This is a genomic window from uncultured Pseudoalteromonas sp., from assembly GCF_963922945.1.
In the GTDB taxonomy this organism is placed as follows: domain Bacteria; phylum Pseudomonadota; class Gammaproteobacteria; order Enterobacterales; family Alteromonadaceae; genus Pseudoalteromonas.
On record NZ_CAWUKC010000011.1, the window covers coordinates 23,872 to 47,938 of the forward strand.

The following is a 24,067-nucleotide window of genomic DNA, read 5'->3' on the forward strand; positions in this document are numbered from 1 at the left end:
GCAATGGATGTTCAAGTACTCACATTTATAATTGTAGGTTTAAGTTTTGCGCTATATATCGGTATAGCAATTTGGGCGCGAGCGGGATCTACAAATGAATTTTACGTAGCGGGCGGCGGGGTTCCTCCTCTTGCTAATGGCATGGCAACCGCAGCTGATTGGATGAGCGCAGCGTCGTTTATTTCAATGGCGGGGATTATATCGTTTGCAGGCTACGATGGCGGTGTTTACTTAATGGGGTGGACTGGCGGATATGTGTTACTCGCCATGTGTTTAGCGCCTTACTTACGTAAATTTGGCAAATTCACTGTACCTGACTTTATTGGTGATCGTTACTACTCACAAACAGCACGTGTTGTGGCTATTTTATGTGCCATATTTATTTGTTTTACCTACATTGCAGGGCAAATGCGTGGTGTAGGCGTGGTATTTTCGCGCTTTTTAGAAGTAGAAATTGAAACCGGTGTTTACATTGGTATGGTGATTGTTTTCTTTTATGCGGTACTTGGTGGCATGAAAGGTATTACTTACACGCAAGTAGCGCAGTATTGTGTACTTGTTTTTGCATATTTAGTGCCTGCTATTTTTATCTCAATGATGATGACCGGCCACTTCTTCCCACAAACAGGTTTTGGTGCCACATTAAGTGATGGCTCAGGCATGTACGTACTCGATAAACTTGACGGCTTAAGCGCAGAGCTTGGCTTTGCACAATACACCGAAGGCTCTAAAAGTATGATTGATGTGTTTGCCATTACCGGTGCGCTAATGGTCGGTACTGCGGGTTTACCCCATGTAATCGTTCGCTTTTTCACAGTACCGCGCGTCAAAGATACTCGTATTTCAGCAGCATGGACATTGGTATTTATTGCCATTGTTTACACCACGGCCCCAGCAGTTGCTTCGTTTGCTCGTGTAAACATGATTGACACTATTAACGGTAAAGATGGCAGCGGTACTGAGTATGCACAAGCTCCAGCGTGGATCAAAAACTGGGAACGCACAGGCCTAATTACCTTTAATGATAAAAATGGTGATGGCAAAATGTTTTACACCGCAGGCAAGGTAGAAGATCCTAATAGCGCAAACGAAGTAAAAGTAGACCGCGATATTATGGTACTGGCGAACCCTGAAATTGCCGACTTACCAGCCTGGGTAATTGCACTTGTTGCAGCGGGTGGTATTGCAGCAGCACTTTCGACTACTGCAGGTTTATTATTGGTTATTTCAACCTCCGTGTCGCATGATTTACTCAAACGAACCATGAAACCTGATATAAGTGATAAACAAGAGCTATTGGCTGCAAGGCTATCCGCGATGATTGCTATTGTTATATCGGCTTACTTTGGTATTAATCCGCCAGGGTTTGTGGCATCGGTGGTTGCTTTTGCCTTTGGTTTGGCGGCAGCGAGTTTCTTCCCAGCAATTATTATGGGGATATTCTCTAAAAGCATGAACAAAGAAGGTGCCATTGCAGGCATGGTAACCGGTATAGGTTTTACCGCTGCGTATATTATCTTCTTTAAATTTGTAAGCCCTGAGCTCAATAGCCCCGAAAATTGGTTTTTAGGTATTTCGCCAGAAGGGATTGGCTTAGTGGGAATGGTGGTCAACTTTGTGGTGGCAGCACTTGTACTTAAATTAACTAAACCAACACCAGTAGAAATACAGCAAATGGTAGAAGGTATTCGTAATCCTAAAGGGTCAGGTGAAGCTCACGCTCATTAATGCGCTAAACCTACTTAAAAAAGTACCAAAAGCCCGACTTTAGTCGGGCTTTTTATTTGTTCAAATAATGAGTACATTAGGTTTTGTGTATACTTTTTAATGAGTACAACAATGAGTGTAGAGCAGCAAGAAGTTGCCCAGTTTGTGTGTGTGCAGGCGCCATTTAGCATGCTGCATGACAGTGCGTGTGAGTATTTTGTAAGCCATATTGATAGCGTATATTTAACCCGCGAAAACCAAGCACAGTGGCTACAAACACAATCGCCAAAGCTATTTTTAATACGTTCAGGATTATACGATTTAGTCGATGCAAAAGGCGACGTAGTAAAACGTTTAGCACAAGGTGATTATTTTGGTTACCCTTCTTTACTAACAGGGGAAGCGATTCAAAACAGGCTGCAGGTACAAAAAGAGGGCATAGTGTATATGCTCTCCCAAGACGACTTTGACTTTTTACGACGCCAATATAAGCCATTTGAGCAATACTTTGTTCGTGCGCACGCTAACCGTTTACTCTCATCGCATTATAAAAGTAAAAACGATAGCTGGTCTGAGCGCAGAATATCAGAGCTGATGACCCGAACAGCCATCACTCTAGCCCCTGATGCAAGCATACGACAAACCGCTAAAAAGATGAAAAAAAACGGTGTATCGTCAATTATGATCACCGAACACGCCATTTTAGTGGGGGTTGTGACTGACCGCGATTTACGTAACCGCGTACTTGCCGACGAAGTCGACCCGCAGGATGCAGTGAGCACCATAATGAGTGCCAAACCTAAATTTATATTTGAAAACAATCGGGTATTTTCTGCGTTGCATTTAATGCTTAAATACAATATTCATCATTTACCCGTGCTCGACGAAAATCATAAGCCCTTGGGCATGCTTACCAGCACCGATTTACTGCGCCAGCAAAAAAGCGACCCTGTACAGCTTATTGGCCGCATTTATAAAGCCCACAGCATTGCCGATTTAAAACATTATGCAAGCGAAATCCCTGAGTTACTGCGAAGTTTTTCGTACAACATAGAAGACATATCGCTAATTGGTAAATTACTTAGTGGCTTAACCGATGCGCTCACCTCGCGCCTCATTCACTTATTTCAAGAAGAAAATGGCGCAGCGCCCACCAGCTTTTGCTTTATATGTTTTGGCTCGCAAGCACGCGAAGAGCAAACTCTGCATTCAGATCAAGACAATGGGTTATTACTGCCTGATGACTTAAGTGACGAGCATCAAGCTTATTTTAAAAACATGGGCGAGTTTGTATGTGAACAATTAATAGAGTGCGGCATTAGGCGTTGCCCCGGTAATATAATGGCCAGCAATGATGAATGTAGAATGAGCGTAAGCCAGTGGTGTGAGCGCTTTTTTAGATGGATAAAGAGCCCAACGCCAAGTGCCATGCTTAATTGCAAAATATTTTTTGATTTGCGCTTTATAGAAGGCTCCAACGCCTTATACAGCGGCTTTTGCGAGCAGCTAAATAGAATATCGCGCGATGAATTATTTTACGCTGCGATGGCCACCGACATAAAAGCAAGCTCAGTGCCTATTGGCTTGTTTAATAAACTTAAAACGCAAAAAAGCGACAACCACCATAAATACATAGATTTAAAAAAACGCGGCGTTGTTATTATTAACGACATAGTGCGTTTATATGCGTTAAAAGCCGGCATAAAACGCGCCAATACCCAAGAGCGTTTAGATGCGTTACTAAAGCACCCACTGCTAAATAAAGACGATATTTATAATTTAAAAGATTGTTGGCGATTTTTAACTCAGTTGCGTTTTAGTACGCAAATAAACGAAGAAGGTTTGCCAAGTAATTGCATAAACCCAGATAAATTAAGTTCATTAGAGCGTCATCAGCTTAAAGAGGCTTTTTATTTAGTTAAACAAGCGCAGCAAGCCGCGGCGTTTAAATTTGCCCGAGGTAGTTTGTAACAAGAGGTAAGCGCTATGGTTAAAAAATGGCTCAGTAAGTATATAAAAAGGCGTAATTTATTAAGCCAAAATGCACTCACTCAGCGCTATTTAGTGATTGATTTGGAGCTTACTGGACTTGATGTAAACCAGCATGAAATTGTCTCGGTGGCTTGGATTAAAATAGACAACCAATGTATAAAAATGAGCGAATCGCAGCATTTAATAAACAAGGATGTAAAAAGCCTAGAGCAAAGCCCTGTTTTTCACGGCATTATTGACGACACTGTGGCTAAAGGGCAAAGCTTAGAAAGTATATTAATGCAGTTAAGCCGTTATTTTAGCGACCATATTTTGGTATTTCATAACGCGATACTCGATTGGGGGTTTTTAAAAGCAGCCCTTAAAAGTAGCAATATAAACGCACAACCTAAGCTAATACTAGACACCCTACACATAGAAAAAAAGCGCCTTATTTGCCAAGGTGCAGAAATAAAGCAAGATGATTTAACCCTAAGTGCGTGTCGCAAACGTTATGAGTTACCAAGCTATCACTGTCATAACGCACTAACAGACGCACAAGCCACCGCCGAATTATTGCTAGCCCAGTGCCATCAAATAAACCGTGGTAAAGAGCTAAAAATTGGTGAGTTAACGTAGGCTGGCTGTAGGCGTGGCTTTATGCCGCGCGAGGTAAACTCTGCTTACAATAAAGCGTAGTTTATTTTTACATGTATGATTATAGGTACGTTTGGGTAATCATTATTTAACTAACTAATTTAAGGAACGATCTGAAACTCATTACCGCTATTGCTCTACTCTTTTTACCACTCGTCCATTAACGTGCTGTTTGATTTAGAATTAACTGGATAAATTAAAATTTTCATTCCAAATATATGTTCGTCCTGTAAGCTAGCTTTATGTTTTTGATTAATTGGAAGGTAGCCATACTATGAGCGATGAAAGCAACACATTAAAAGCACAAACCGAGGCAAAAGTAGCAGCAGGGAGAAAAGGTAATCCTGATTTTATGAAAGGCGTTGATGAAACCATTGCGCAGGCAAAAGCGTTTCAAGAAGGGGCAAATGCAGTTGCTCTAAACCAAAACGCGCCAAACTTTGAGTTACCAAATCAACATGGCCAATCGGTGCAGTTAAACGACTTACTTGCTAAAGGCCCCGTGGTTATTACTTTTTATCGTGGTAGTTGGTGCCCTTATTGTAATTTACAGCTAAAAGCGCTTCAATCACGTTTACCTGAAATTCATGTATTAGGTGCGCAGCTGGTGGCTATTAGCCCACAAATGCCCGATGGCTCAATGAGCGAAAACGAAATAAGTAACATGGATTTTGTTGTGCTGAGTGACCAAAATGCAGATGTAGCAGCAAGCTATGGCGTAGCGTGGCAAGTTCCTGAATTTTTACTAGAGCATATGCGTGTAGACCGCGGCCTTGATTTAGAGTCGCTTAATAATGGCAACGGCAGTATTTTACCTATCCCTGCCACCTTTGTTTTAAATAGCGAGGGTAAGGTAACGTGGCGCTATGTCGATGTTGATTACCGCACACGCTCAGAGCCAGAAGATATAATTAATGCCTTAAAAGCACTGTAGTAAGCAATAAAGTAAGCTTGCTTTATACCCAAAAGTAGCCAAGTTAATTAGCTAGTTTTGAGTTCATTTAAAAGTTTTAAATACTGCTTATTTAAACGTGGCTGGCATTTTAACAGCGACTACTTCACCTTTTACGCACATAACGTTTTGTGTAGATAAAGTAATATCAACAATTACTTTGTTATCTTTTACTTGGCTAAACTCGCCTACGAGCTCTAGTTGTTTATCTATAGGTGTTGGCGCTAAATAATTAATATTTAAGGCCGCTGTAACAAAGCGAATTGTAGGGTCGCTGCCAATAGTTAAGTTATTTTTATAATGGACAACGGCTGCTGCGCTCCCTGTGCCATGGCAATCAATAAGAGAGGCCAATAAGCCACCATACACAAACCCAGGAATAGCGGTGTGGTAAGGCTTAGGTGTAAAGTGAGCTCTTGTTTTACTTCCCTCAAAGTTATCTAACCAGTAGCTTTTAAGCTGATGCCCTTCGGGGTTGTTTTTACCGCATCCATAACAATGGCTTAAGCTTTGTATGTAGCAGTCTTGAAAAGCGATTTTACTCATATATTGCTCTTTTAGAGATAAAGGCTTTAAATTGCTGAGGTAGGAATTTTATTAGCAAACTCAAAGCCTTGTTGAAAGTAAAACTAACAAGTAGCTCTTAGGTCGTCGATCACTTTGCCGTCATCGTTTAAAGTGCCGGGGCTCACAAGCTCAATACTGCCATTTAACTTTGTATATAGCTTTAGGTTTTCTGTTAGTGTGTTTTGCAGTGTTTTTGTGTCTATATCATTGGCACTTGTACTTAGCTCACATAAAAGGTGCATTTGATCGTTATGGCTTTCACTTGTAACATTAAGCCTGACTTTAGCAATGCCATTAACACTTAACCTAACGCGCTCCACCTGCTCGGGATGGACAAACATACCTTTAATTTTGGTTGTCTGATCTGCTCGGCCCATCCAGCCTTTTATGCGTAAATTTGTACGCCCACATGTACTTTGCCCTGATTTAATAGCAGATAAGTCACCTGTAGCGAAGCGAATTAAAGGGTAGTCATGGTTGAAGCTGGTTACAACTACCTCACCCACTTCGCCATCGGCTACCGGCTCTAAACTGCCAGGGCGAACAATTTCTACGATAAGGTCTTCAGCAATAACTAAACCGTCATCTGCAATACTCTCGTAAGCAATTAAACCTACATCTGCGCTGGCATAGGCTTGTAATGTATTAATGCCTGCTGCTGTAAACTCATCACGCAGTGCTTTAGGTAAAGCCTCACCGGTGACTAATGCTTTAGTAATACTGCTTATATCGCGCTTTTGTTGCTGAGCTTTGTTTAATAAAATTTTTAAAAACGAGGGAGTGCCGCAATAGCCTTGAGGTTTCAACCCTTCAATGGTGTCGAGCTGTTGTTCGGTTTGCCCAGGTCCTGCGGGTATTACAATACAGCCACAGGCGCGAGCTCCCGAATCAAGTATGAACCCACCTGGCGTTAAATGGTACGATAAGCAGTTTTGCACTTTATCGTGCTTTCTAAAACCAGCTGCGTAAAATGCTTGACCCATTCTCCACCAGTCATTTTCACAGTTTTCTGGGTCGTTAATAGGGCCGGGGGATTGAAACAACCGACTAATATGTCCTTGTTCTGAGTTTAAACCCGCTAACGGCGATTCTGTTTTTTGTAAGCTAATGAGTGATGATTTTCTGGTAATGGGCAGTGTGGCCAATTGTTCCCGATTAGTTATATTATCCGCAGTAATGTTGGCTAATATATTTTTGTAATAGGGACTGTTTTGCTTTGCGTACGAAATAAAGCCAGGTAATTTTTCAAATAAATCGTTTTCTCGGCTTAGATGCGATTGGCTTTCTTTTGAGCTAAATAAGTTAGTCATAAGGGGCTCCGAAGTCATGCTAAAAAGTAAATTTATTTAAACTGTTTTTATTACAGCCAGCGCTTTCTGCGTTTATAAGACTTTAAATCTTTAAAGCTTTTACGGTCTTCGTTACCACCGCCTAAGTAAAACTCTTTAACATCCTCGTTATTCATGAGCTGCTCTTGCGTTCCGTCTAATACCACTTTTCCAGACTCCATAATGTAGCCATAATTAGCAGCACGCAGCGCGTAATTAGCGTTTTGCTCTACTAAAAACATAGTGATGCCTTGCTCTTCATTTATTTTTTTTATTATCGCGAATACTTCTTTAACAAGTAGAGGCGATAGGCCCATTGATGGCTCATCTAGGCAGATCATCTTTGGCCTCGCCATTAATGCCCGGCCTATTGCTAACATTTGTTGTTCACCGCCAGATAAATAGCCGGCTAAACCTGTGCGCTCTTTCAAACGTGGAAAGTAATGATAAACCATGTCAATATCTTGGTTTATTTGCGAGTCTCTTCTAGTAAAGGCACCGAGCTTTAAGTTTTCTAAAGACGTCATATCTTCGATAATGCGACGCCCCTCCATTATCTGAAATAAACCACTGCGCACTACATCTTCTGCATTTTTAGAATCTATGCGCTCGCCCATAAAAGTAATGTCACCTTTAGTTACTTCACCGTTCTCGGTTTTAAGTAATCCAGAAATAGCTTTAAGTGTTGTTGATTTACCGGCTCCATTTGGGCCTAATAAAGTAATAATTTCTCCCTCTGGTACATCTAAGCTAACACCTCTGAGTACCTGAATAACTTCATCGTACACAACCTCTATATTATTGACGGTTAAGATGGGTGAGGCGGGCTCTAATTTTTTTGTTGCTGATGACATACATACTCCGTAATTATTTAGTCTTGTAGGTTGGTTGCAAAAAACCTTTGGGGTCTTTGCAACCAATTTTTGTATTTATTAGTAGCCTAACCAATCGTCACGGCGTTCAAGCGTTACTACTGACACTTTCTCAGCTGTTACATTGCCTTTGTTATAATTACCTTTATATATGTTTACTTGGTTTACGCCGCGGTGATCGTCTTTACTCCAGTTGGCAGCTAAGCACACACCCTCAAGCCCTTTAGGCACCCAGTTCTTTTTAACGTACATCCCTTTTATAATGTTTTCGCCAGTTAAACCGCCGTTTTCTTTTGCCCATTCCATGGCTTCTTTCATATAAAACGTTGAACAAACACCGCGCACATAATGGTGAACGCGCTGCGCTTGTCCTGATGGATCTGATTGTTTTGATATTTCTCTCACCAACTTCATGCCAGGTGTTTCATCTTCCCAAAAAGGGGTCATAGTAGGGAAAATATAATCTTTAATGCCTTCACCCGCTGCATTGAATATTTTTTTGTCTCCTCCCCAAATATTCGACATGAATTGAATATCGGTTCCCACGGTATTACATGATTTAACCAGCGAAAGTACAGAGCCACCTAAGTTACCAATGTAGCCGTAATTAGAACCTGAACTTTTTAAACTTAAACATTGCGCTTTAAAATCGCCTGGTTTCATTGAAATCACGATTGCAGGTTGTACATCAAAACCTAGCTCAGTTGCGTATTCTGCACAGGCTTCTTTAGGTGCATTAGGAAATGGATGATTTGCGCCGAGGTGAGTAAATTTAGGTTTACCTTTACCGCCTTTATTCTTCCAATCCTCAGCTGCCCATTGAACAAGTCCACGGCAAGAGTCTGAGTATGAAGCGCCATAAAAAAAGTTATAAGGCGCTGGTTTTTTAGTGTGTGGGTTTTTGCCTGTCGGGTCGGTTAAATGTCCAGAATAAGACGCTGAGAATACGGGGACTTTGTCTCTGGCTACAAACGAAATTAGCGCTTCTGTATCTGCGGTACCCCAGCCTTGCATTGCGACCATTTTTTTACGCGAATACCATTTTTTATAAGATGCAATGGCCTGTGGTACCTTATAGGCGTAATCAATAGTTTCAGACTCTAATTGAGTGCCATTAATGCCGCCATTTTCATTAATATAAGCAAGTGAGTCTCGTACTCCGTCAGCATAGTTTTTACCAACAAATGAGGTAGGCCCTGACATATCAGCTAAGTGGCCTACAAAGACTGAATCTTGAGCAATAACATGGTTACTCATGGCTAATGAGCAACATACAAATACAGAACTAAGTTTTAATTTATTGTGCATGATAATTTCCTTTTCATTTTTGGCTGTGTTGCCAGTGAGCTTGTTGTTGTCGTGTAATTTATTAGTAAGAAAACGGGTAAAATTTCCAATAGTTTTTAATTTGTGCCCAGCGATGCGCCATGCCTTCAGGTTCAAAAATTAAAAATAAAATAATGACTAGGCCAATAGCCATTTCTTTAATGTAAGCAAGGCCATCAACCACCATAGGAATATTGCCCCAATCCGTCATTTTCATTAACCCAACGCCGCTTTCTAACACTTCAGGTAAAAACACCATAAATACAACACCCATAAGAGTGCCTTTAATAGAACCTAAGCCACCAATGATGATCATCGCTAGAAATTGAATCGACATGAATAATGTAAATCCTTCAGCTGAAACGTAGCCTAGGTAATGCGCGTATAACGCACCGCCAATACCCGCATAGAAAGATGAAACTCCAAATGACAGCAAACGGTACTTATTAAGTTTTATTCCCATAATTTCTGCTGATAGGTAGTGATCTCTTACTGCAATAAAGGCGCGACCTTCTCGGCTGCGCATTAGGTTACATCCCCAGATATACATAAAAACAAGGGCAAACAACGCAATGTAAAAAAAGCGTTGGTCGGTATTAAACACAAAGCCAAAAATAGAGACAGGGTCGGCTGATGAGCCTGCTGAGCCACCAGTAAACCATTGGGCGCGAGCAAAAAAGTCTTCGAGAATAAACTGGGCGGCTAAAGTGGCAATTGCTAAATAAAGCCCTTTTATACGCGAAGCGGGAAGGCCAAATAGCATGCCTACCAACATAGTTAAAAAGCCTGCAATAGGGATACACAATAAAACAGGGATGCCAAAGGACATATTCAGCCAAGCTGACGCAAACGCACCAAAGCCAAAAAAGGCGCCATGGCCTAATGATATTTGACCCGTATAACCGACTAAAATGTTAAGCCCTAGTGCTGCAATGCCTAAATATGAAATTTGAATAAAAAGCGTTAGAAAGTATGCATCGACCAAAAATGGTGCGCAGCATAGTAGTGCAATGGCAATAATAGCTACGTTACGAATAGTTTTAGTTTCGTAAATGGTATTGTCTTGTTTGTAACTGGTTCTAAAGTCGCCACATGGGCGCATAGTTAAGCTAGACATAATAAAATCCTAATTTTTATAATTTATGTGTAAGCGCATTACGCTGTATTTTTACAGCGAGTCGCTAAATGTAAGCTCTTAAATTCGTTCAATATCTTTAGTCCCAAATAAACCGTAAGGTTTAAACCAAAGTATGATGAGAAGGACGTAAAATGGCGCTATGTCGTACATGTTGCCAACATGAAGGTATTGGCTATCAAAAAACTCAGCTAAGTTTTCCAGCACTCCAATTGTTAAACCACCCACAATTGCACCTACAATCGAGTCAAGGCCACCTAAAATAACGGCTGGGAACACTTTAATCCCCATCATTGATAGGGAACTTGAAACCCCGTTAACCATCCCTATTACAATACCGGCTGTTGCTGATACCGTTGCCGCAATGCCCCAGCTCATAGCAAACACTTGTTTAACGGAAATACCTAAGCTTTGTGCAATTTGCTGATTAAATGCAGTGGCTCGCATAGCGAGACCATATTTTGAATGTTTAAAAAAGAGGTAAAATGCAACCATAATAATTAAGGCGATAACCGTACTCATTAAGTAGGCTGACTCAATATTTAGGCCAAAGATTTGAATGCTTTGCGCATCAAATACCTGCGGGTAACTTTGCGCTGATACACCAAAGATCCATTTCATCAATGCTTGGAAAAAGATAGATAAACCAATTGTGACCATAATGACTGAAATAATTGGCTCGCCAATCATAGGGCGTAATACAATCATTTGAATTAAAATACCAAAGGCCGCCATAAACGCCATTGTGAGCAAAAAGCCAACAATAAAGGGGAGTTCTAAATAAATAAGCACGCTCCAGCACACCCAGGCACCTACAAGTAAAAATTCGCCCTGTGCAAAATTTACAATTTGTGTCGACTTATAAACTAAAACAAAACACATACCGACGACGCCATACAGCAGGCCGACAATAAGCCCATTAATGATTAACTGAATGAGTAATTCAAAGTTCATGATGCTCTCCGTTGTGCTTCAGTGTGAGTGTTTGCCACGGGAGTGACTGTGGGAATATTAATAAGAGATTGGATTTTAAGTTGCGTTTGAATGCGTGTTTTAGTGCCATCTTGAAATACAACAAGGGTATCAATATCAACTATATTTTGATCTTGGTATATCGCATCTATGATATCGCCATACTTTTGGGCAATAACGCTGCGTCTTACTTTACGCGTACGTGTAAGCTCTCCATCATCGGCATCAAGCTCTTTATAAAGCAGTAAAAACTTATGTATTTTTTGAGCGTCAGGAAGCGATTCATTAACACGTTGTATTTCTTCACTGAGCTTTTTATAAACTTCAGGGTGGGTCGATAAGTTAGTGTAATTTGTGAATGAGTAACCGTGTTGTTCTGCCCATTTAGCAACGATACTAAAACGAATACAAATGATGGCTGATAAATAAGGTTTGTTTTTACCTAATATGACGGCTTCGCCAATAAATGACGAAAACTTCAATTTATTCTCAATGTATTGCGGTGAGTATTGAACGCCGTTACTTGTACATGCTAAGTCTTTTATCCGATCAATAACAACCAAATGCCCTGAAGGCTTAAAGTAGCCAGCATCGCCTGTTTGCATCCATCCATCTTTAACATCTTCGTTGTATGCATTTTGATTATTAAGGTAGCCGGTAAACATACCCACTGTTTTTGCAACAATTTCGCCAACACCGGCTTCATCTTCGTTAATAACCTTTACTTGCGCATTATCAAACGCAAAGCCAACGCTATCGTAATCAACATCGTTTTGATGATGAATTGTATAAGCGCCGCACATTTCTGTTTGACCATAAAGTTGTCTTAACGGTACCCCAATGGTTTGAAAAAACCTAAATGTGTCAGGTCCCATTGCGGCTCCACCTGTTGCTGCAGATTTTAAATATGAAAAGCCGAGTCTGTCTCTAAGCGCTCTCATTAAAATAAGCTCTGCAAGCCACGATTTTTTTCCTTTAAGCTGGCTCTTTTGGGCAATGCCCATGGCAAAAGAAAATAGTTTTCTTTTTAGTGGAGTTGAGTCCATCATCCGAGCTTGAACATCCGCTAATATTCCTTCCCATACGCTTGGGGCTAGTAATACAAAGCTTGGTCCTATTTCTCTAAGATCAGACATTAATGTTTGTTGCTCTTCAACAAAGTTAACTATTTGACGTGCAATAAGCGCTTGGCCAACAGCATAAACTTGCTCCATTATCCAAGGCAGAGGTAATACCGATACGTAATTATCGCCTGGTTGGCGTGGATCGGCTCTTAAGTAAGCGCTGCAATGTTTAACAAAATTACCACCGTTGAGTAGTGCTATTTTAGGCTTTGAAGTAGTGCCTGATGTTGTGCAGTAAATTGCTATGTCGTCTGGGGAGGTTGCTTCAACTAGTTGTGGGTAGCGATTGGGTTCACTGTTATCTATAGTTTGGCCAAGTGCATACAGTGAATTTACGTCAATTAAGCGCTCATCGCTGTATTTGCGCATGCCTCTAGGATCGCAGTAAACAATTAATTTTACGTGTGAAATTTCATCGCCTAGTTCGAGTAATTTATCGCACTGTTCTTCATTTTCAGCTATTACAACCGTGGAATGGCTACTTTGGAGTAAGTAGGCCACTTCCTCATGCATTGAATCTTGATAAATACCTAAAGAGTGGCATCGCATTGCGTGTGCAGCTACTTCTCCCCACACCCATTCTGGGCGATTATCGCCAAGCAAAGCAATTGCATCACCTTTTTTTATCCCTTTATCTAGCAATGCAAGTGTGAGCCACTTTACTTGGTTGTTATAATCTTCCCATGTAAATTCATTCCAAATACCAAACTCTTTTTCTCGCATGGCTATTTCATGAGGCCACTGCTTGGCATTGAACTGTAATATTTTAGGAAAGGTATTGAGTTCGGCCATTTCAAAGTCATTAATTGAATCATGTTGAGTCATTAGCTTACTCTCTCTAATATGATTGCTTTTTCAGGTTCGCTATTGGCTTCTTCGAGCCCTAAATAGGCACGTTTTACATATGGGTCTGCCATTACTTGCTCGGGTTTGGCACAAATTAAGTTTTTCCCAAAATCTAAAACCATTACTTCATGGGAAATGTCCATTACCACGCCCATGTCATGTTCAATCATGACAACGGTGATCCCAAACTCTTCATTAAGGTCAAGAATGTACCTAGCCATGTCTTCTTTTTCTTCTAGGTTCATGCCTGCCATAGGCTCGTCGAGTAAAATAAGTTTAGGGTTGAGGGCCATTGCTCTTGCAAGCTCTACGCGTTTGCGTAGACCATAAGACAGGGTGCCTGCTATGGATTTTCGGATGTGGGATATTTCTAAAAAGTCGATGACTTCTTCAACTTTTCGTCTGTGTTCGAGCTCTTCTTTTTGAGCACCTGATGCCCAATATAATGGACCCGTTAGCCAATTATTTTTTAATAAGTGATGACGGCCAACCATAATGTTGTCTAATACCGACATATGACCAAATAAAGCGAGGTTTTGAAATGTTCGACCCATGCCTAAATCTGCACGGTCGTTTGGCTGCAAGTTTGTTACGTTTTTATTATTAAAAAAAATGTGACCGCTATGAGGAGTGTAGCGTCCTGAAATACAATTTAACATTGAGGTTTTACCGGCTCCATTAGGACCAATAATCGAAAAAATAGACCCTTCTGTTACAGAAAAGCTGACATCGGTTAAGGCTTTAACCCCACCAAATGCAAGTGATATGTTTTCTACATTAAGTATTGAAGTTGTCATTGCTGCTCTCCAAGTTTTTTGGATTGACTGTCTCTAAGGTAAAAAGGGGAGGAGAGTATTCTCCTCCCAAACGCAACATTGGTTGGAAGTGTTACGCGGTGCTAAGCATTAGAGCTAAAGTGCAAACCTCAGTGTGGCTTGAACGTAGTTAGAGTCTTTATCTTGTTCATCCATACAAAAGTTACCTACTTCAAAACCGACCACTAAATCCTTGGTTAAATTTTGAAATATGTTAACGCCCCATTGAGTTCGTTCGCGCTCAGACACATTACCTTCAACTTTCCCGTAGAGTACGCTTGAACGAAGTGTATCTGTCCAAAAGTGGCGGTATGCTATGAGTACTGAAGTAAGATCTTCAACTTCGTTATCGTATACATCTTTTGCAGCGGCAGCACCGACATAGCGCCCAAGCTCACCTTTGTGTAACTGAAAACGAAAATCATCCTTGCCAGTTGTTTTAACTAAACCTGCCACAGAGACACCAAAAGCAGGTTCTTGCTCACCTGAGAGAGTGTTAAGCTGACGCGCAAGGGCTGATACTGATACGTTGCCCCAGTCATCTTTAAAGTTATAGCGAGCGACTAAATCTGGAAGTTTGTCGTTAGAGGTATCGCCGCCCCATGTTTCTGGGTTTTCTAGCGATAGTTGAAAATTACCCATGTTATAGCGCACTTGCCCTTGACGGATAAAAACTAAGCCCGTGGTAGCCCCTGCAAAATCGGCTGCTTCAGGAATGGCACTAGTATTCATAAATGTTGACCATGTTTGCCCAACAGTAAGGTCTTGATAGTTTATAAAAGCGTGGCGAATACGTGGGTTTGCAGAGTTCGATATGATTTCATTACCACCACCACCATTAAAGTCCATTTCAATAAAGCCGGTAACATCGCCATGAACATACTTGGTGTTGAAACGGGTTTCATTTGCAAATATTTTAAACTGAGAGGCGTCTTCTTCAAGCGCTGTACCATCTCCAATCCAGAAATCACGATAAGCTACATCGCCATCAACATACCGAGAGTCAATTTTTATATAACCACCAAATGTGAGTTTATCATTTTCAGTTAGCTTGATTTCGTAGCCGGCAAAAGCGGATGAACTTGCAGTTAGTAACGCAGATACCAAGAGTAGTTTTTTATATTTTGAATCGAACATCTAGCTTATTCCCTTGTATTAGTTGTTCAGCTAATAGTAAGTAAACCGAACAAACCAACAATTAGTAATAAGACTTAGCACCTAGCGTTTAGTCCTTTAGTCTAGTTCTTTAGTGGCGTGCTATATGATTAAATTCAGGTCGTAAAAGGGTAAATTCTACTTCTAACAATAATAAAAAACGTGCTAAAAGTACGTAAAAGAAGCTAATTATGTTTTCTAACTGGTTACTAATAAGTGTTAGCATTGGCTATATAAGTTTACTGTTCTTAATCGCTTTTTTAGGCGGTAAGTATCGCCACAAGCTTGTTGCTAAGCAGCATGCCATTATTTATGCGCTATCGCTTGGAGTTTACTGTACTTCGTGGGGGTTTTTAGGCACATCTGCACAAGCTGCTGGTGGTTCCTTCAATTATATCCCTGTTTATTTAGCCCCTATTTTATTATTTATATTTGCTTGGCCTTTTATACAACGAATTATAAAAACGAGCCTGCAGTTAAAAACAAATTCAATAGCAGATTTACTCTCAGCACGTTTTGGCAAATCACAAAGTTTGGCACTCATTATTACATTGGTTGCTCTAATCGGTACTTTGCCTTATCTAGCCCTACAGCTTAAAGCAATTATTGACTCATACATTATCTTACAAGAAAGTCAGGACCTACCTATTTGGCAGCTAGGTTTGATTGTGAGTATTATTTTAACTGGTTTTACAATTATTTTTGGGATCAGAACAATTGATGTAACAGAGCGCCACCCTGGTGTAATGATAGCCATTGCTTTTGAGTCCACAGTTAAGTTAATCGCATTTTTACTTGTTGGACTGTTTGTGTCGTTTGTAATTTATGACTCACCGCTAGAAATCTTAGAAAAGTCTAAAGGGCATGTTTCTTTAGCGCAGCAATTTGAGCCAAGTAACTTAGTGGGGCTATTTGGTTTACTATTTATTGTTATGTCAGCATGTTTATGTTTGCCTCGGCAATTTCAGGTGATGTTTGTTGAAATAAAAGATCGAAAAACAAGTAGCTTAGCTCGCTGGTGGTTACCTGCTTATATTTTAGTATTTGCATTTTTTGCTGGACCAATTGGTTTAGCGGGTACATTAAATTATGCCGACTCTCTTAACGCTGATGCTTATGTATTATTTTTGCCCGCCTATTATGGGCAAGTTTGGCTATCGCTGTTTGCGTTTTTAGGAGCTGTTTCTGCTGCAAGTTCTATGGTTATTGTTTCAACTATTGCGTTGAGTACGATGTTGAGCAATGAAATTGTTTTTCCGCTTATATTTAAATTTTCACCTAGAAAAAATCATGACTATTTGCATTTTCAATCAAGGCTGTTGTTTATCCGCAAGGCATTAGTTGTCGTTGTAATAGCGTTGAGTCTTGGCATGTTACTTATTTCTCCGCCTGGCGCATTATCATCTTTAGGTGAAATTGCCTTTGGTGCCATTGCGCAAATAGGACCTGCGTTAATAGCTGCTTTTTTTTGGCCAAGAGCCACACAAAAGGGCGTGTTTTGGGGGATTATGTGCGGATTTCTAATTTGGGTGGGGGGCAATTTATTTCCACAGCTTGGTTTTTACGAGCACTTATTTAGTAACACAACTTGGCCTAAAACCACAGTAATGACCTTAATAGGGTTAAGCTTCAATATAAGCATATTATTTATAGTGTCGTTGTTAACTCGGCAAAACATTCGCGAAGAAGTGCAGAGTAAATTTTTTTACGACTCTGGTAAAAATCATCATCGACATTTTCCTAAGCAACCGAAGGTAGATATAAGTGAACTTGAACTGCTTTTGGCCCGCTTTATTGGCTTTGACAAGTCAAAAGAATGTTTTGCGCAATTTAATTTACAGCACAAAGATAAAAAGCATAAAACCTATAATGAGGCGTTACTGTTTCATGCGGAAAATACCTTAGCACCCGTACTTGGAGCTGCATCGGCCAAGCTAGTATTGTCTTTTGGCTTAGGTGGTCGTGATATGGCTTTTGACCAAGTGGCAAAAATTGTAGAAGACAATTCTACTCAACAGCTTGAGTTTAGTCGCTCAGTTTTACAAGGCGCAATTGAGAATACCAGTGAGGGTATTTCAGTGATTGATGGCGACTTAAATTTAGTCGCTTGGAATAAACAATATCTTGATATTTTTAATTATCCTAAAGACTTTATTTATATTGGTTGCCCTATAAGTGAACTTATTAGATACAACCTTACTAATCAAAAGCGTTATGTATGTGATATTGAAGCTCAAGTAAATAAACGCTTAGATTACTTAAAAGCAGGCAGTAAACACCAGTCTGAGCGACGTTTGCTTAATGATAAAATTATTAATATTGAAGGAAATCCGATCCCAGGCGGAGGCTTTGTAATGATTTTTACGGATATTACAGAGTTTAGAAAAGCTGAAAAATACCTAAAAGAAGAAAATACAGACCTAGAAAGTCGCGTTTTGGCACGAACAAAAGAGTTAGAGCAAGCGAATGTTGAGCTTGAAAAAGCGAATCAAGAGCTTGTAGCTGCACAACTAAAAGCTGAGCAAGCTCACCTTAAAAAAAGCCAGTACTTAAGAGCATGTAGTCACGATTTGTTACAGCCCCTTTCTGCTGCCCGCTTGTTTTCATCTGCGGTGAGTTTAAGCGCCAAAGTTTCTCCACAAGAGCGAATGCAGATTAAGCAAATAGACAACTCGTTAGAGATTGCAAATAATCTTTTACTCGATTTAAACGAAATAGCACGTATTGAAAGCGGGAATATAACTCCTGATATCAGTGTATTTTCAATTGAAAAATTATTCTCTATGTTAAAGCTTGAGTTTTCAGCTTTAACGCATGATTACAAAATAGATTTTAGATGCACGTCGAGTAAGTTGTATATAAAAAGTGATTTAACTTTACTTGCCCGAATTGTGCAAAACTTTTTGAGTAATGCTTTTCGTTATGCACACGATGGAAAAGTATTATTAGGCTGTCGCAGGAAAGGGCAGAGTCTATGTATACAAGTAATTGATAATGGTCCAGGGATCCCATATGAAAAACAACAGCAAGTGTTTGAGCAATTTACACAATTATCAACCAAGCTAGTGGGTCCAAAAGGGCTTGGTTTAGGCTTAAATATTGCTAAAAGTTTAGCTGAAATACTCAATCATAAGCTTGGGCTACTCTCTAAAGTAAATTGTGGCAGTACGTTTAGTGTAGAGGTGCCATTAGCGTCAGAGATTAAGATAGAAATACCTCAACCTTTACAAGCGAGTAATAACTTACAAGGTGTGTGTGTATTATGCATAGACAATGAGCAAAGCGTGACGGCGGGTATGAAGGATTTACTATCAGCATGGAAGTGTAATGTGCTCATAGCCTCAAATGCTCAACAGGCTTTGTCTATTTACAAAAGTCATGAAGAAGATATTGATATATTACTGGTGGATTATCAGCTAACAGACGAGGAACAACCCGCATGCGATTCACAAACGAGCACCGGGTTGCTAGGGGCACAAAAACACAGTCCTTCACATATTAGTTACTATAATGGAATTGAGCTGATTCAAGCTATACGTGCCGTAAGTCGTTATCCATTACCTGCAATTCTCATTACAGCCACAATGGATGAGTCAGTTCAGAAACAAGCGCACAATGCTGATATCGGATATTTGCGTAAAATAGTTAAACCTATTGCGTTGAGAGCTTTGATGAGCTCTCTTTTAACTAAGCGGTTAGAAAAAAACTATATATCTGATACATTTCTTTAAGGTGTGTTATGAGTAAAAAAGTCATGTTCATGCTTATGCTGGTTTAGTAATATAACTGCTTGAGTGCGATTTTTAACACCAAGCTTTAAAAATATGGTACTTACATGGCTTTTTATTGTAGATTCAGACAAGTTTAGGTCATACGCAATTTGTTTATTGAGTAAGCCATCTGCCAGCATAAAAAGTATTTTTCGTTGTTGATTAGTTAGTGTTGAAATTTTACTTTTTTCTTTACCCTGTTGCGCCCCTTGTTTTAATGCGTAAGGGGGAACCCAAAGCTCACCATTAATAACGCTTTTAAGTGCAGCAACCATGTCGTTAACAGGAGTAGATTTAGGTATAAAACCAGCTGCCCCAAATTCTATTGCCTTATTAATGGTTTCAGACTCTTCAAAACCTGAAATAACCACTACTGCGATATGTGGATATTTGAGGCGAATACAATTGAGTGTATTAAACCCCTCTGCACCGGGTATATCCAAATCTAATAAAATAAGGTCGATGTCGGGTGTGTTAATGAGTGCTTGTTCTAGCTCAGCTATGGTTTGTGCCTCAAGTAATGATGCATTAGTAAAACTTGATGTAACCATTAACGACAATGCTTGCCTAAACAGGGGGTGATCATCTGCGATGATAATTTTTGTGTGTGCTGTCATTTTATTTTCTAACCTAGAGTTTAGATAAATGATCTTTTATTTTGATAATTTACTTTTAAGAAAAGGTAAATTTTTTTGTTTTAATAACATAACCCGATTAGATTAAAATTCAATGTTAATTCTATAAATTAGACTAAAGGACTAAGACTTTTATTGTTTAATTAGAAGGATATAAATGCTGTTAACTAATTTTGCTTATTAATATTGATATTAAAAGGTTTATTAATTTAAAGTTTCTAATCGCTCCCTCTTATAAAAATGTTCAAGGTCGATTACAATACAGCCATCTAAAAGGCATCGATGCCTTTGTCTGCACGTAAAGAGAGTGGATTTTATATTTCATGGCAATCAAACTTGCAATTAATGGTTTTGGTCGTATTGGTCGAAATATTGTCCGCGCGTTGTACGAGTCAGGTTTAAGCAACGAGATAAAAATTGTTGCGATTAACGAACTTGCTGACCCTGAAGCTATTGCTCATTTATTAAAATACGACACGTCCCACGGTCGTTTTTCTTTTCCTGTAAAACTTGGTGAAGACACCATTAGTGTTGCAGGCGATACCATTGCACTATTTTGTGAAGAAAACCCAGTAGAATTGCCTTGGCAAACCCTTGATGTAGATGTTGTGCTTGAATGTACCGGTGTTTATCACTCGCGTGAGCATGCACAACTACACATTACTGCGGGTGCTAAAAAGGTGTTGTTTTCTCACCCAGCTGATAACGATGTAGATGCCACCATTGTGTATGGCATTAACGACAATGAGCTCAAACACGAGCACACTATTGTATCTAACGGCTCGTGTACAACAAACTGTGTGGTGCCTGTTATTAAAGTGCTCGATGATGCATTTGGCATTGAGTCGGGCGCTATTACTACTATTCATGCTTCAATGAACGATCAACAAGTGATTGATGCGTATCATCATGATTTACGCCGTACTCGCGCTGCGAGTCAGTCTATTATTCCGGTAGATACAAAGCTTGCGCGTGGTATAGACCGCATTTTACCCAAATTTAAAGGTCGCTTTGAAGCCATTGCGGTTCGCGTACCAACGATTAACGTAACAGCGATGGATTTAAGTGTGACAGTAAACGCCGATGTAGATTTAAACGCGGTTAATAATGCACTTAAAGCACAAGCAAAAGACCGCTTAGAAGGTATTTTAAGTTACACCGAAGAGCCACTGGTATCGGTTGATTTTAATCACGACCCGCATTCTTGTATTATTGATGGCACGCAGACACGTGTTAGTCATAAAAGGCTGATAAAGTTACTTGTTTGGTGTGACAATGAGTGGGGTTTTGCCAATCGCATGCTAGATACAGCACGTGCGATGATGGCTAAGTAAACGTATTTTATAATAATTTTAAAATTTATTTTTCAGGTTCAAGTATCGTTAACTAAGGAGATGTTATGTCGGTCATAAAAATGGCAGATTTAGATTTAAACGGCAAACGCGTATTAATTCGTGAAGATTTAAATGTACCAGTTAAAGCAGGTAAAGTGACCTCAGATGCACGTATTCGTGCAGCACTGCCTACGATTAAATTAGCGCTTGAAAAAGGCGCTAAAGTAATGCTTATGTCACACCTTGGCCGCCCAACAGAAGGCGAATACGACGACGAGTTTTCACTTGCTCCTGTAGCTGATTACCTAAACGATGCACTTGAGCAAAATGTACGTCTTGAAAAAGGCTACTTAAACGGCGTTGACGTTGCAGATAATGAAGTGGTTGTTTTTGAAAACGTACGCTTTAACAAAGGCGAGAAGAAAAACGACGAAGCGTTATCAAAACAACTTGCAGCTTTGTGTGATGTGTATGTAATGGATGCATTTGGTACTGCTCACCGCGCACAAGCGTCTACTCATGGCGTTGGCTTATTTGCAGATGTTGCCTGTGCTGGCCCGCTATTATCAGCAGAACTTGAAGCACTTGGTAAAGCATTAGATAACCCAGCTCGCCCACTAGTGGCTATTGTTGGTGGTTCTAAAGTTTCAACTAAGTTAACTGTTTTAGACTCGCTTTCAACCATTGTAGATCAGCTTGTTACAGGTGGCGGTATTGCTAATACCTTTATTGCTGCAGCAGGTCATCCTGTTGGAAAATCACTTTATGAAGCTGATTTAATGGATGAAGCAAATCGCTTATGTGCAGCCGCTAAAGCTAACAATGGCGAGATCCCAGTACCGACTGATGTTGTGGTAGGTAATGAATTTTCAGACTCTGCAGTTGCGACGCTTAAAGATGTAAGTGAAGTAACAAGCGATGACATGATTTTTGATATTGGCCCAGATACTGCTAATCAGCTTGCAAAAATTATTGCAAACGCAGGTACTGTAGTGTGGAATGGTCCAGTAGGTGTATTTGAGTTTGATCAATTTGGTAATGGCACACGCGCTATTGCACAAGCTATCGCTAACTCGAATGCGTTTTCAATTGCTGGTGGTGGCGACACTTTAGCGGCCATTGATAAATACGGCATTGCCGATAAAGTATCTTACATTTCTACCGGTGGTGGTGCGTTCTTAGAGTTTTTAGAAGGCAAAAAACTTCCAGCAGTAGAAATGCTAGAATCGCGCGCTAAATAAGTTATTATTTAGCCGTGAGTAGTGAGGGGAAACCCTCACTAACGATTAATTATTAAATACCTCTCACCCTTATTTAATAGTTAATGAAGACAAAACTAAGCAGTCTAGCTTGCTTTATTTTGTGGCGCAGTGATTGCGTCAAACTAACATATCCGTTCAAACTAGATGGTAGGAGACTGCTGTCGATAAATTGGAGAATACCCAATGGCTTTAATCAGTATGCGACAACTTTTAGATCATGCAGCTGAACACGGTTACGGCGTTCCAGCCTTTAACGTGAATAACCAAGAGCAAATGCGCGCTATAATGGAAGCGGCTGATAAAACAAACAGCCCAGTAATTGTTCAAGGATCAGCAGGTGCACGTGCTTATGCTGGTGCTCCATTTATCCGCCACATGATTTTAGCAGCCGTTGAAGAATGGCCGCACATTCCAGTAGTAATGCATCAAGATCACGGCACCTCACCTGGTGTTTGTCAACGCTCAATTCAACTTGGTTTTTCATCAGTAATGATGGATGGCTCACTAATGACTGATGGAAAGACCCTTTCAAGCTACGAATATAATGTAGAAGTAACACGCGAAACAGTGGCTATGGCACATGCTTGTGGTGTGTCGGTGGAAGGCGAGCTGGGTGTACTTGGCTCACTCGAAACTGGTGAAGCGGGCGAAGAAGATGGTGTAGGCGCAGAAGGTAAATTAACTACCGATCAAATGCTTACCGACCCTGAAGAAGCCGCCGATTTTGTAAATAAAACCCACGTTGATGCCTTGGCAATAGCGTGTGGTACGTCACATGGTGCGTACAAATTTACGCGCCCACCCACAGATGATATTTTAGCGATTGATCGTATTAAAGAAATTCACGCACGTATCCCGAACACGCACTTAGTAATGCACGGATCATCGTCTGTACCGCAAGAGTGGTTAGAGATCATAAATCAATACGGTGGCGAAATTCCTGAAACGTATGGTGTACCTGTAGAACAAATTGTAGAAGGGATCAAATACGGTGTACGTAAAGTAAATATTGATACCGATTTGCGCCTAGCCTCTACCGGTGCTATTCGCCGCCACTTAGCACTCAACCCGTCTAACTTTGATCCGCGTAAATACTTAGCAGAAGCGACAAAAGCGATGACAGAGATTTGTGTGGCGCGTTATAACGCGTTTGGCACCGCAGGACAAGCTGGTAAAATTAAGCCAATTTCACTGGACGACATGCACCTTAAATACTTAAGCGGCGAGCTAGATCCTAAAATTAGATAACCGCATTTTTTAAGCTGTTTACTTAAAAGCCAGCAAGTTAGTTGCTGGCTTTTTAATGCTTGTAAGTTTTATTATGCACAGATCACTGTATTACTAACCCTGTTATTTGGGATCATGTATTTACTAACACATGTACTTTTTGGATCATTAATTTACTAAGCGCCGCAAATTTTAAGGCTGCTCTTGAACTAAAAATAATCCGATCGTTTTATATTTAAACAACTAATCAGTTACTTAGCGGTTTGACTAAGTATAACAATGATCCCAAACACGATCAGCTTGGTAAAACTCTGATCTTTTACACAGCCCTTAGTAAAAAAACGATCTATTTTTGAGCGAAAACTTTGGTGTTTTTACTTATTATTGGGCAAAAACGAAAGAGGGCTAGTTA

At 40.2% G+C, this 24,067-nt stretch carries 18 protein-coding genes; 8 read left to right on the top strand and 10 right to left on the bottom strand.

Going from position 1 to position 24,067, the window contains the following annotated elements; translation table 11 throughout:
• Positions 1 to 3: 3 nt before the first annotated feature.
• From AABI99_RS04200 to AABI99_RS04215, 4 genes are all read left to right on the top strand, one after another.
• Positions 4 to 1,728, top strand: coding sequence for a sodium:solute symporter family protein (locus tag AABI99_RS04200; protein ID WP_338363671.1), 1,725 nt, complete (start codon positions 4 to 6; stop codon positions 1,726 to 1,728).
• 111 nt (positions 1,729 to 1,839) lie between these two features.
• A complete protein-coding gene (locus AABI99_RS04205; protein WP_338363758.1) occupies positions 1,840 to 3,678 on the top strand; it encodes a DUF294 nucleotidyltransferase-like domain-containing protein in 1,839 nt (612 codons plus the stop codon).
• A gap of 15 nt (positions 3,679 to 3,693) precedes the next feature.
• Positions 3,694 to 4,317: a 3'-5' exonuclease gene (locus tag AABI99_RS04210; RefSeq protein ID WP_338363674.1), complete on the top strand. Its 624-nt coding sequence runs from the start codon at positions 3,694 to 3,696 to the stop codon at positions 4,315 to 4,317.
• Between the two features lie 292 nt (positions 4,318 to 4,609).
• Positions 4,610 to 5,269: a peroxiredoxin-like family protein gene (locus AABI99_RS04215; RefSeq protein ID WP_338363678.1), complete on the top strand. Its 660-nt coding sequence runs from the start codon at positions 4,610 to 4,612 to the stop codon at positions 5,267 to 5,269.
• Positions 5,270 to 5,356: 87 nt separating this feature from the next.
• Here the strand turns inward: AABI99_RS04215 and AABI99_RS04220 are convergent, their stop codons facing one another.
• The 9 genes from AABI99_RS04220 to AABI99_RS04260 form a co-directional block, all read right to left on the bottom strand.
• Entirely contained in the window at positions 5,357 to 5,833 is a 477-nt protein-coding gene (locus AABI99_RS04220; RefSeq protein WP_338363680.1) for a PaaI family thioesterase, read from the bottom strand.
• 83 nt (positions 5,834 to 5,916) lie between these two features.
• Positions 5,917 to 7,164, bottom strand: a complete 1,248-nt coding sequence (locus AABI99_RS04225) for an AMP-binding protein (RefSeq protein ID WP_338363682.1) — start codon at positions 7,162 to 7,164, stop codon at positions 5,917 to 5,919.
• A 50-nt stretch (positions 7,165 to 7,214) separates the two neighbouring features.
• Positions 7,215 to 8,036 carry an ABC transporter ATP-binding protein gene (locus tag AABI99_RS04230; RefSeq protein WP_338363683.1) on the bottom strand — a complete coding sequence of 274 codons (822 nt, stop codon included), beginning with the start codon at positions 8,034 to 8,036 and terminating at the stop codon, positions 7,215 to 7,217.
• Positions 8,037 to 8,114: 78 nt separating this feature from the next.
• Positions 8,115 to 9,362 carry an ABC transporter substrate-binding protein gene (locus tag AABI99_RS04235; RefSeq protein WP_338363685.1) on the bottom strand — a complete coding sequence of 416 codons (1,248 nt, stop codon included), beginning with the start codon at positions 9,360 to 9,362 and terminating at the stop codon, positions 8,115 to 8,117.
• 61 nt (positions 9,363 to 9,423) lie between these two features.
• Positions 9,424 to 10,497: a branched-chain amino acid ABC transporter permease gene (locus AABI99_RS04240; protein WP_055019334.1), complete on the bottom strand. Its 1,074-nt coding sequence runs from the start codon at positions 10,495 to 10,497 to the stop codon at positions 9,424 to 9,426.
• A gap of 78 nt (positions 10,498 to 10,575) precedes the next feature.
• Positions 10,576 to 11,469, bottom strand: a complete 894-nt coding sequence (locus AABI99_RS04245) for a branched-chain amino acid ABC transporter permease (RefSeq protein ID WP_006791860.1) — start codon at positions 11,467 to 11,469, stop codon at positions 10,576 to 10,578.
• The gene (locus AABI99_RS04250; protein WP_338363692.1) at positions 11,466 to 13,436 is read right to left on the bottom strand and encodes a long-chain fatty acid--CoA ligase; all 1,971 of its coding nucleotides are present in this window, start codon (positions 13,434 to 13,436) and stop codon (positions 11,466 to 11,468) included. Before AABI99_RS04250 ends, AABI99_RS04245 begins: the two co-directional genes overlap by 4 nt.
• Positions 13,436 to 14,254: an ABC transporter ATP-binding protein gene (locus AABI99_RS04255; RefSeq protein ID WP_338363694.1), complete on the bottom strand. Its 819-nt coding sequence runs from the start codon at positions 14,252 to 14,254 to the stop codon at positions 13,436 to 13,438. Before AABI99_RS04255 ends, AABI99_RS04250 begins: the two co-directional genes overlap by 1 nt.
• A 114-nt stretch (positions 14,255 to 14,368) precedes the next feature.
• Entirely contained in the window at positions 14,369 to 15,409 is a 1,041-nt protein-coding gene (locus AABI99_RS04260) for a DcaP family trimeric outer membrane transporter (protein WP_338363696.1), read from the bottom strand.
• 209 nt (positions 15,410 to 15,618) lie between these two features.
• On the opposite strand from AABI99_RS04260, the gene AABI99_RS04265 reads away from it, so the two are divergent.
• The gene (locus AABI99_RS04265; RefSeq protein ID WP_338363698.1) at positions 15,619 to 19,158 is read left to right on the top strand and encodes a PAS-domain containing protein; all 3,540 of its coding nucleotides are present in this window, start codon (positions 15,619 to 15,621) and stop codon (positions 19,156 to 19,158) included.
• Here the strand turns inward: AABI99_RS04265 and AABI99_RS04270 are convergent.
• Positions 19,155 to 19,814 carry a response regulator transcription factor gene (locus AABI99_RS04270; protein WP_338363700.1) on the bottom strand — a complete coding sequence of 220 codons (660 nt, stop codon included), beginning with the start codon at positions 19,812 to 19,814 and terminating at the stop codon, positions 19,155 to 19,157. The two genes, AABI99_RS04265 and AABI99_RS04270, sit on opposite strands and share 4 nt — an antisense overlap.
• A 341-nt stretch (positions 19,815 to 20,155) precedes the next feature.
• Here AABI99_RS04270 and epd point away from each other — a divergent pair, with 341 nt between their 5' ends.
• The 3 genes from epd (at position 20,156) to fba (ending at position 23,676) form a co-directional block, all read left to right on the top strand.
• Entirely contained in the window at positions 20,156 to 21,166 is a 1,011-nt protein-coding gene (gene epd, locus AABI99_RS04275; RefSeq protein ID WP_338363702.1) for an erythrose-4-phosphate dehydrogenase, read from the top strand.
• Between the two features lie 65 nt (positions 21,167 to 21,231).
• Complete coding sequence (locus AABI99_RS04280) at positions 21,232 to 22,407, top strand: phosphoglycerate kinase (RefSeq protein WP_338363704.1); 1,176 nt, start codon at positions 21,232 to 21,234, stop codon at positions 22,405 to 22,407.
• Between the two features lie 204 nt (positions 22,408 to 22,611).
• Complete coding sequence (gene fba, locus AABI99_RS04285) at positions 22,612 to 23,676, top strand: class II fructose-bisphosphate aldolase (RefSeq protein ID WP_338363706.1); 1,065 nt, start codon at positions 22,612 to 22,614, stop codon at positions 23,674 to 23,676.
• The last annotated feature ends 391 nt before the right edge of the window (positions 23,677 to 24,067 follow it).

Bases quoted from the DNA above. Each gene is read 5' to 3' on its own strand.
- epd (WP_338363702.1), top strand. From the start codon at position 20,156: ATGGCAATCAAACTTGCAATTAATGGTTTTGGTCGTATTGGTCGAAAT.
- AABI99_RS04260 (WP_338363696.1), bottom strand. From the start codon at position 15,409: ATGTTCGATTCAAAATATAAAAAACTACTCTTGGTATCTGCGTTACTA.
- AABI99_RS04270 (WP_338363700.1), bottom strand. From the start codon at position 19,814: ATGACAGCACACACAAAAATTATCATCGCAGATGATCACCCCCTGTTT.
- AABI99_RS04280 (WP_338363704.1), top strand. From the start codon at position 21,232: ATGTCGGTCATAAAAATGGCAGATTTAGATTTAAACGGCAAACGCGTA.
- AABI99_RS04220 (WP_338363680.1), bottom strand. From the start codon at position 5,833: ATGAGTAAAATCGCTTTTCAAGACTGCTACATACAAAGCTTAAGCCAT.
- AABI99_RS04250 (WP_338363692.1), bottom strand. From the start codon at position 13,436: ATGACTCAACATGATTCAATTAATGACTTTGAAATGGCCGAACTCAAT.
- AABI99_RS04215 (WP_338363678.1), top strand. From the start codon at position 4,610: ATGAGCGATGAAAGCAACACATTAAAAGCACAAACCGAGGCAAAAGTA.
- AABI99_RS04255 (WP_338363694.1), bottom strand. From the start codon at position 14,254: ATGACAACTTCAATACTTAATGTAGAAAACATATCACTTGCATTTGGT.
- AABI99_RS04210 (WP_338363674.1), top strand. From the start codon at position 3,694: ATGGTTAAAAAATGGCTCAGTAAGTATATAAAAAGGCGTAATTTATTA.
- fba (WP_338363706.1), top strand. From the start codon at position 22,612: ATGGCTTTAATCAGTATGCGACAACTTTTAGATCATGCAGCTGAACAC.
- AABI99_RS04230 (WP_338363683.1), bottom strand. From the start codon at position 8,036: ATGTCATCAGCAACAAAAAAATTAGAGCCCGCCTCACCCATCTTAACC.
- AABI99_RS04225 (WP_338363682.1), bottom strand. From the start codon at position 7,164: ATGACTAACTTATTTAGCTCAAAAGAAAGCCAATCGCATCTAAGCCGA.
- AABI99_RS04200 (WP_338363671.1), top strand. From the start codon at position 4: ATGGATGTTCAAGTACTCACATTTATAATTGTAGGTTTAAGTTTTGCG.
- AABI99_RS04240 (WP_055019334.1), bottom strand. From the start codon at position 10,497: ATGTCTAGCTTAACTATGCGCCCATGTGGCGACTTTAGAACCAGTTAC.
- AABI99_RS04235 (WP_338363685.1), bottom strand. From the start codon at position 9,362: ATGCACAATAAATTAAAACTTAGTTCTGTATTTGTATGTTGCTCATTA.
- AABI99_RS04245 (WP_006791860.1), bottom strand. From the start codon at position 11,469: ATGAACTTTGAATTACTCATTCAGTTAATCATTAATGGGCTTATTGTC.
- AABI99_RS04265 (WP_338363698.1), top strand. From the start codon at position 15,619: ATGTTTTCTAACTGGTTACTAATAAGTGTTAGCATTGGCTATATAAGT.
- AABI99_RS04205 (WP_338363758.1), top strand. From the start codon at position 1,840: ATGAGTGTAGAGCAGCAAGAAGTTGCCCAGTTTGTGTGTGTGCAGGCG.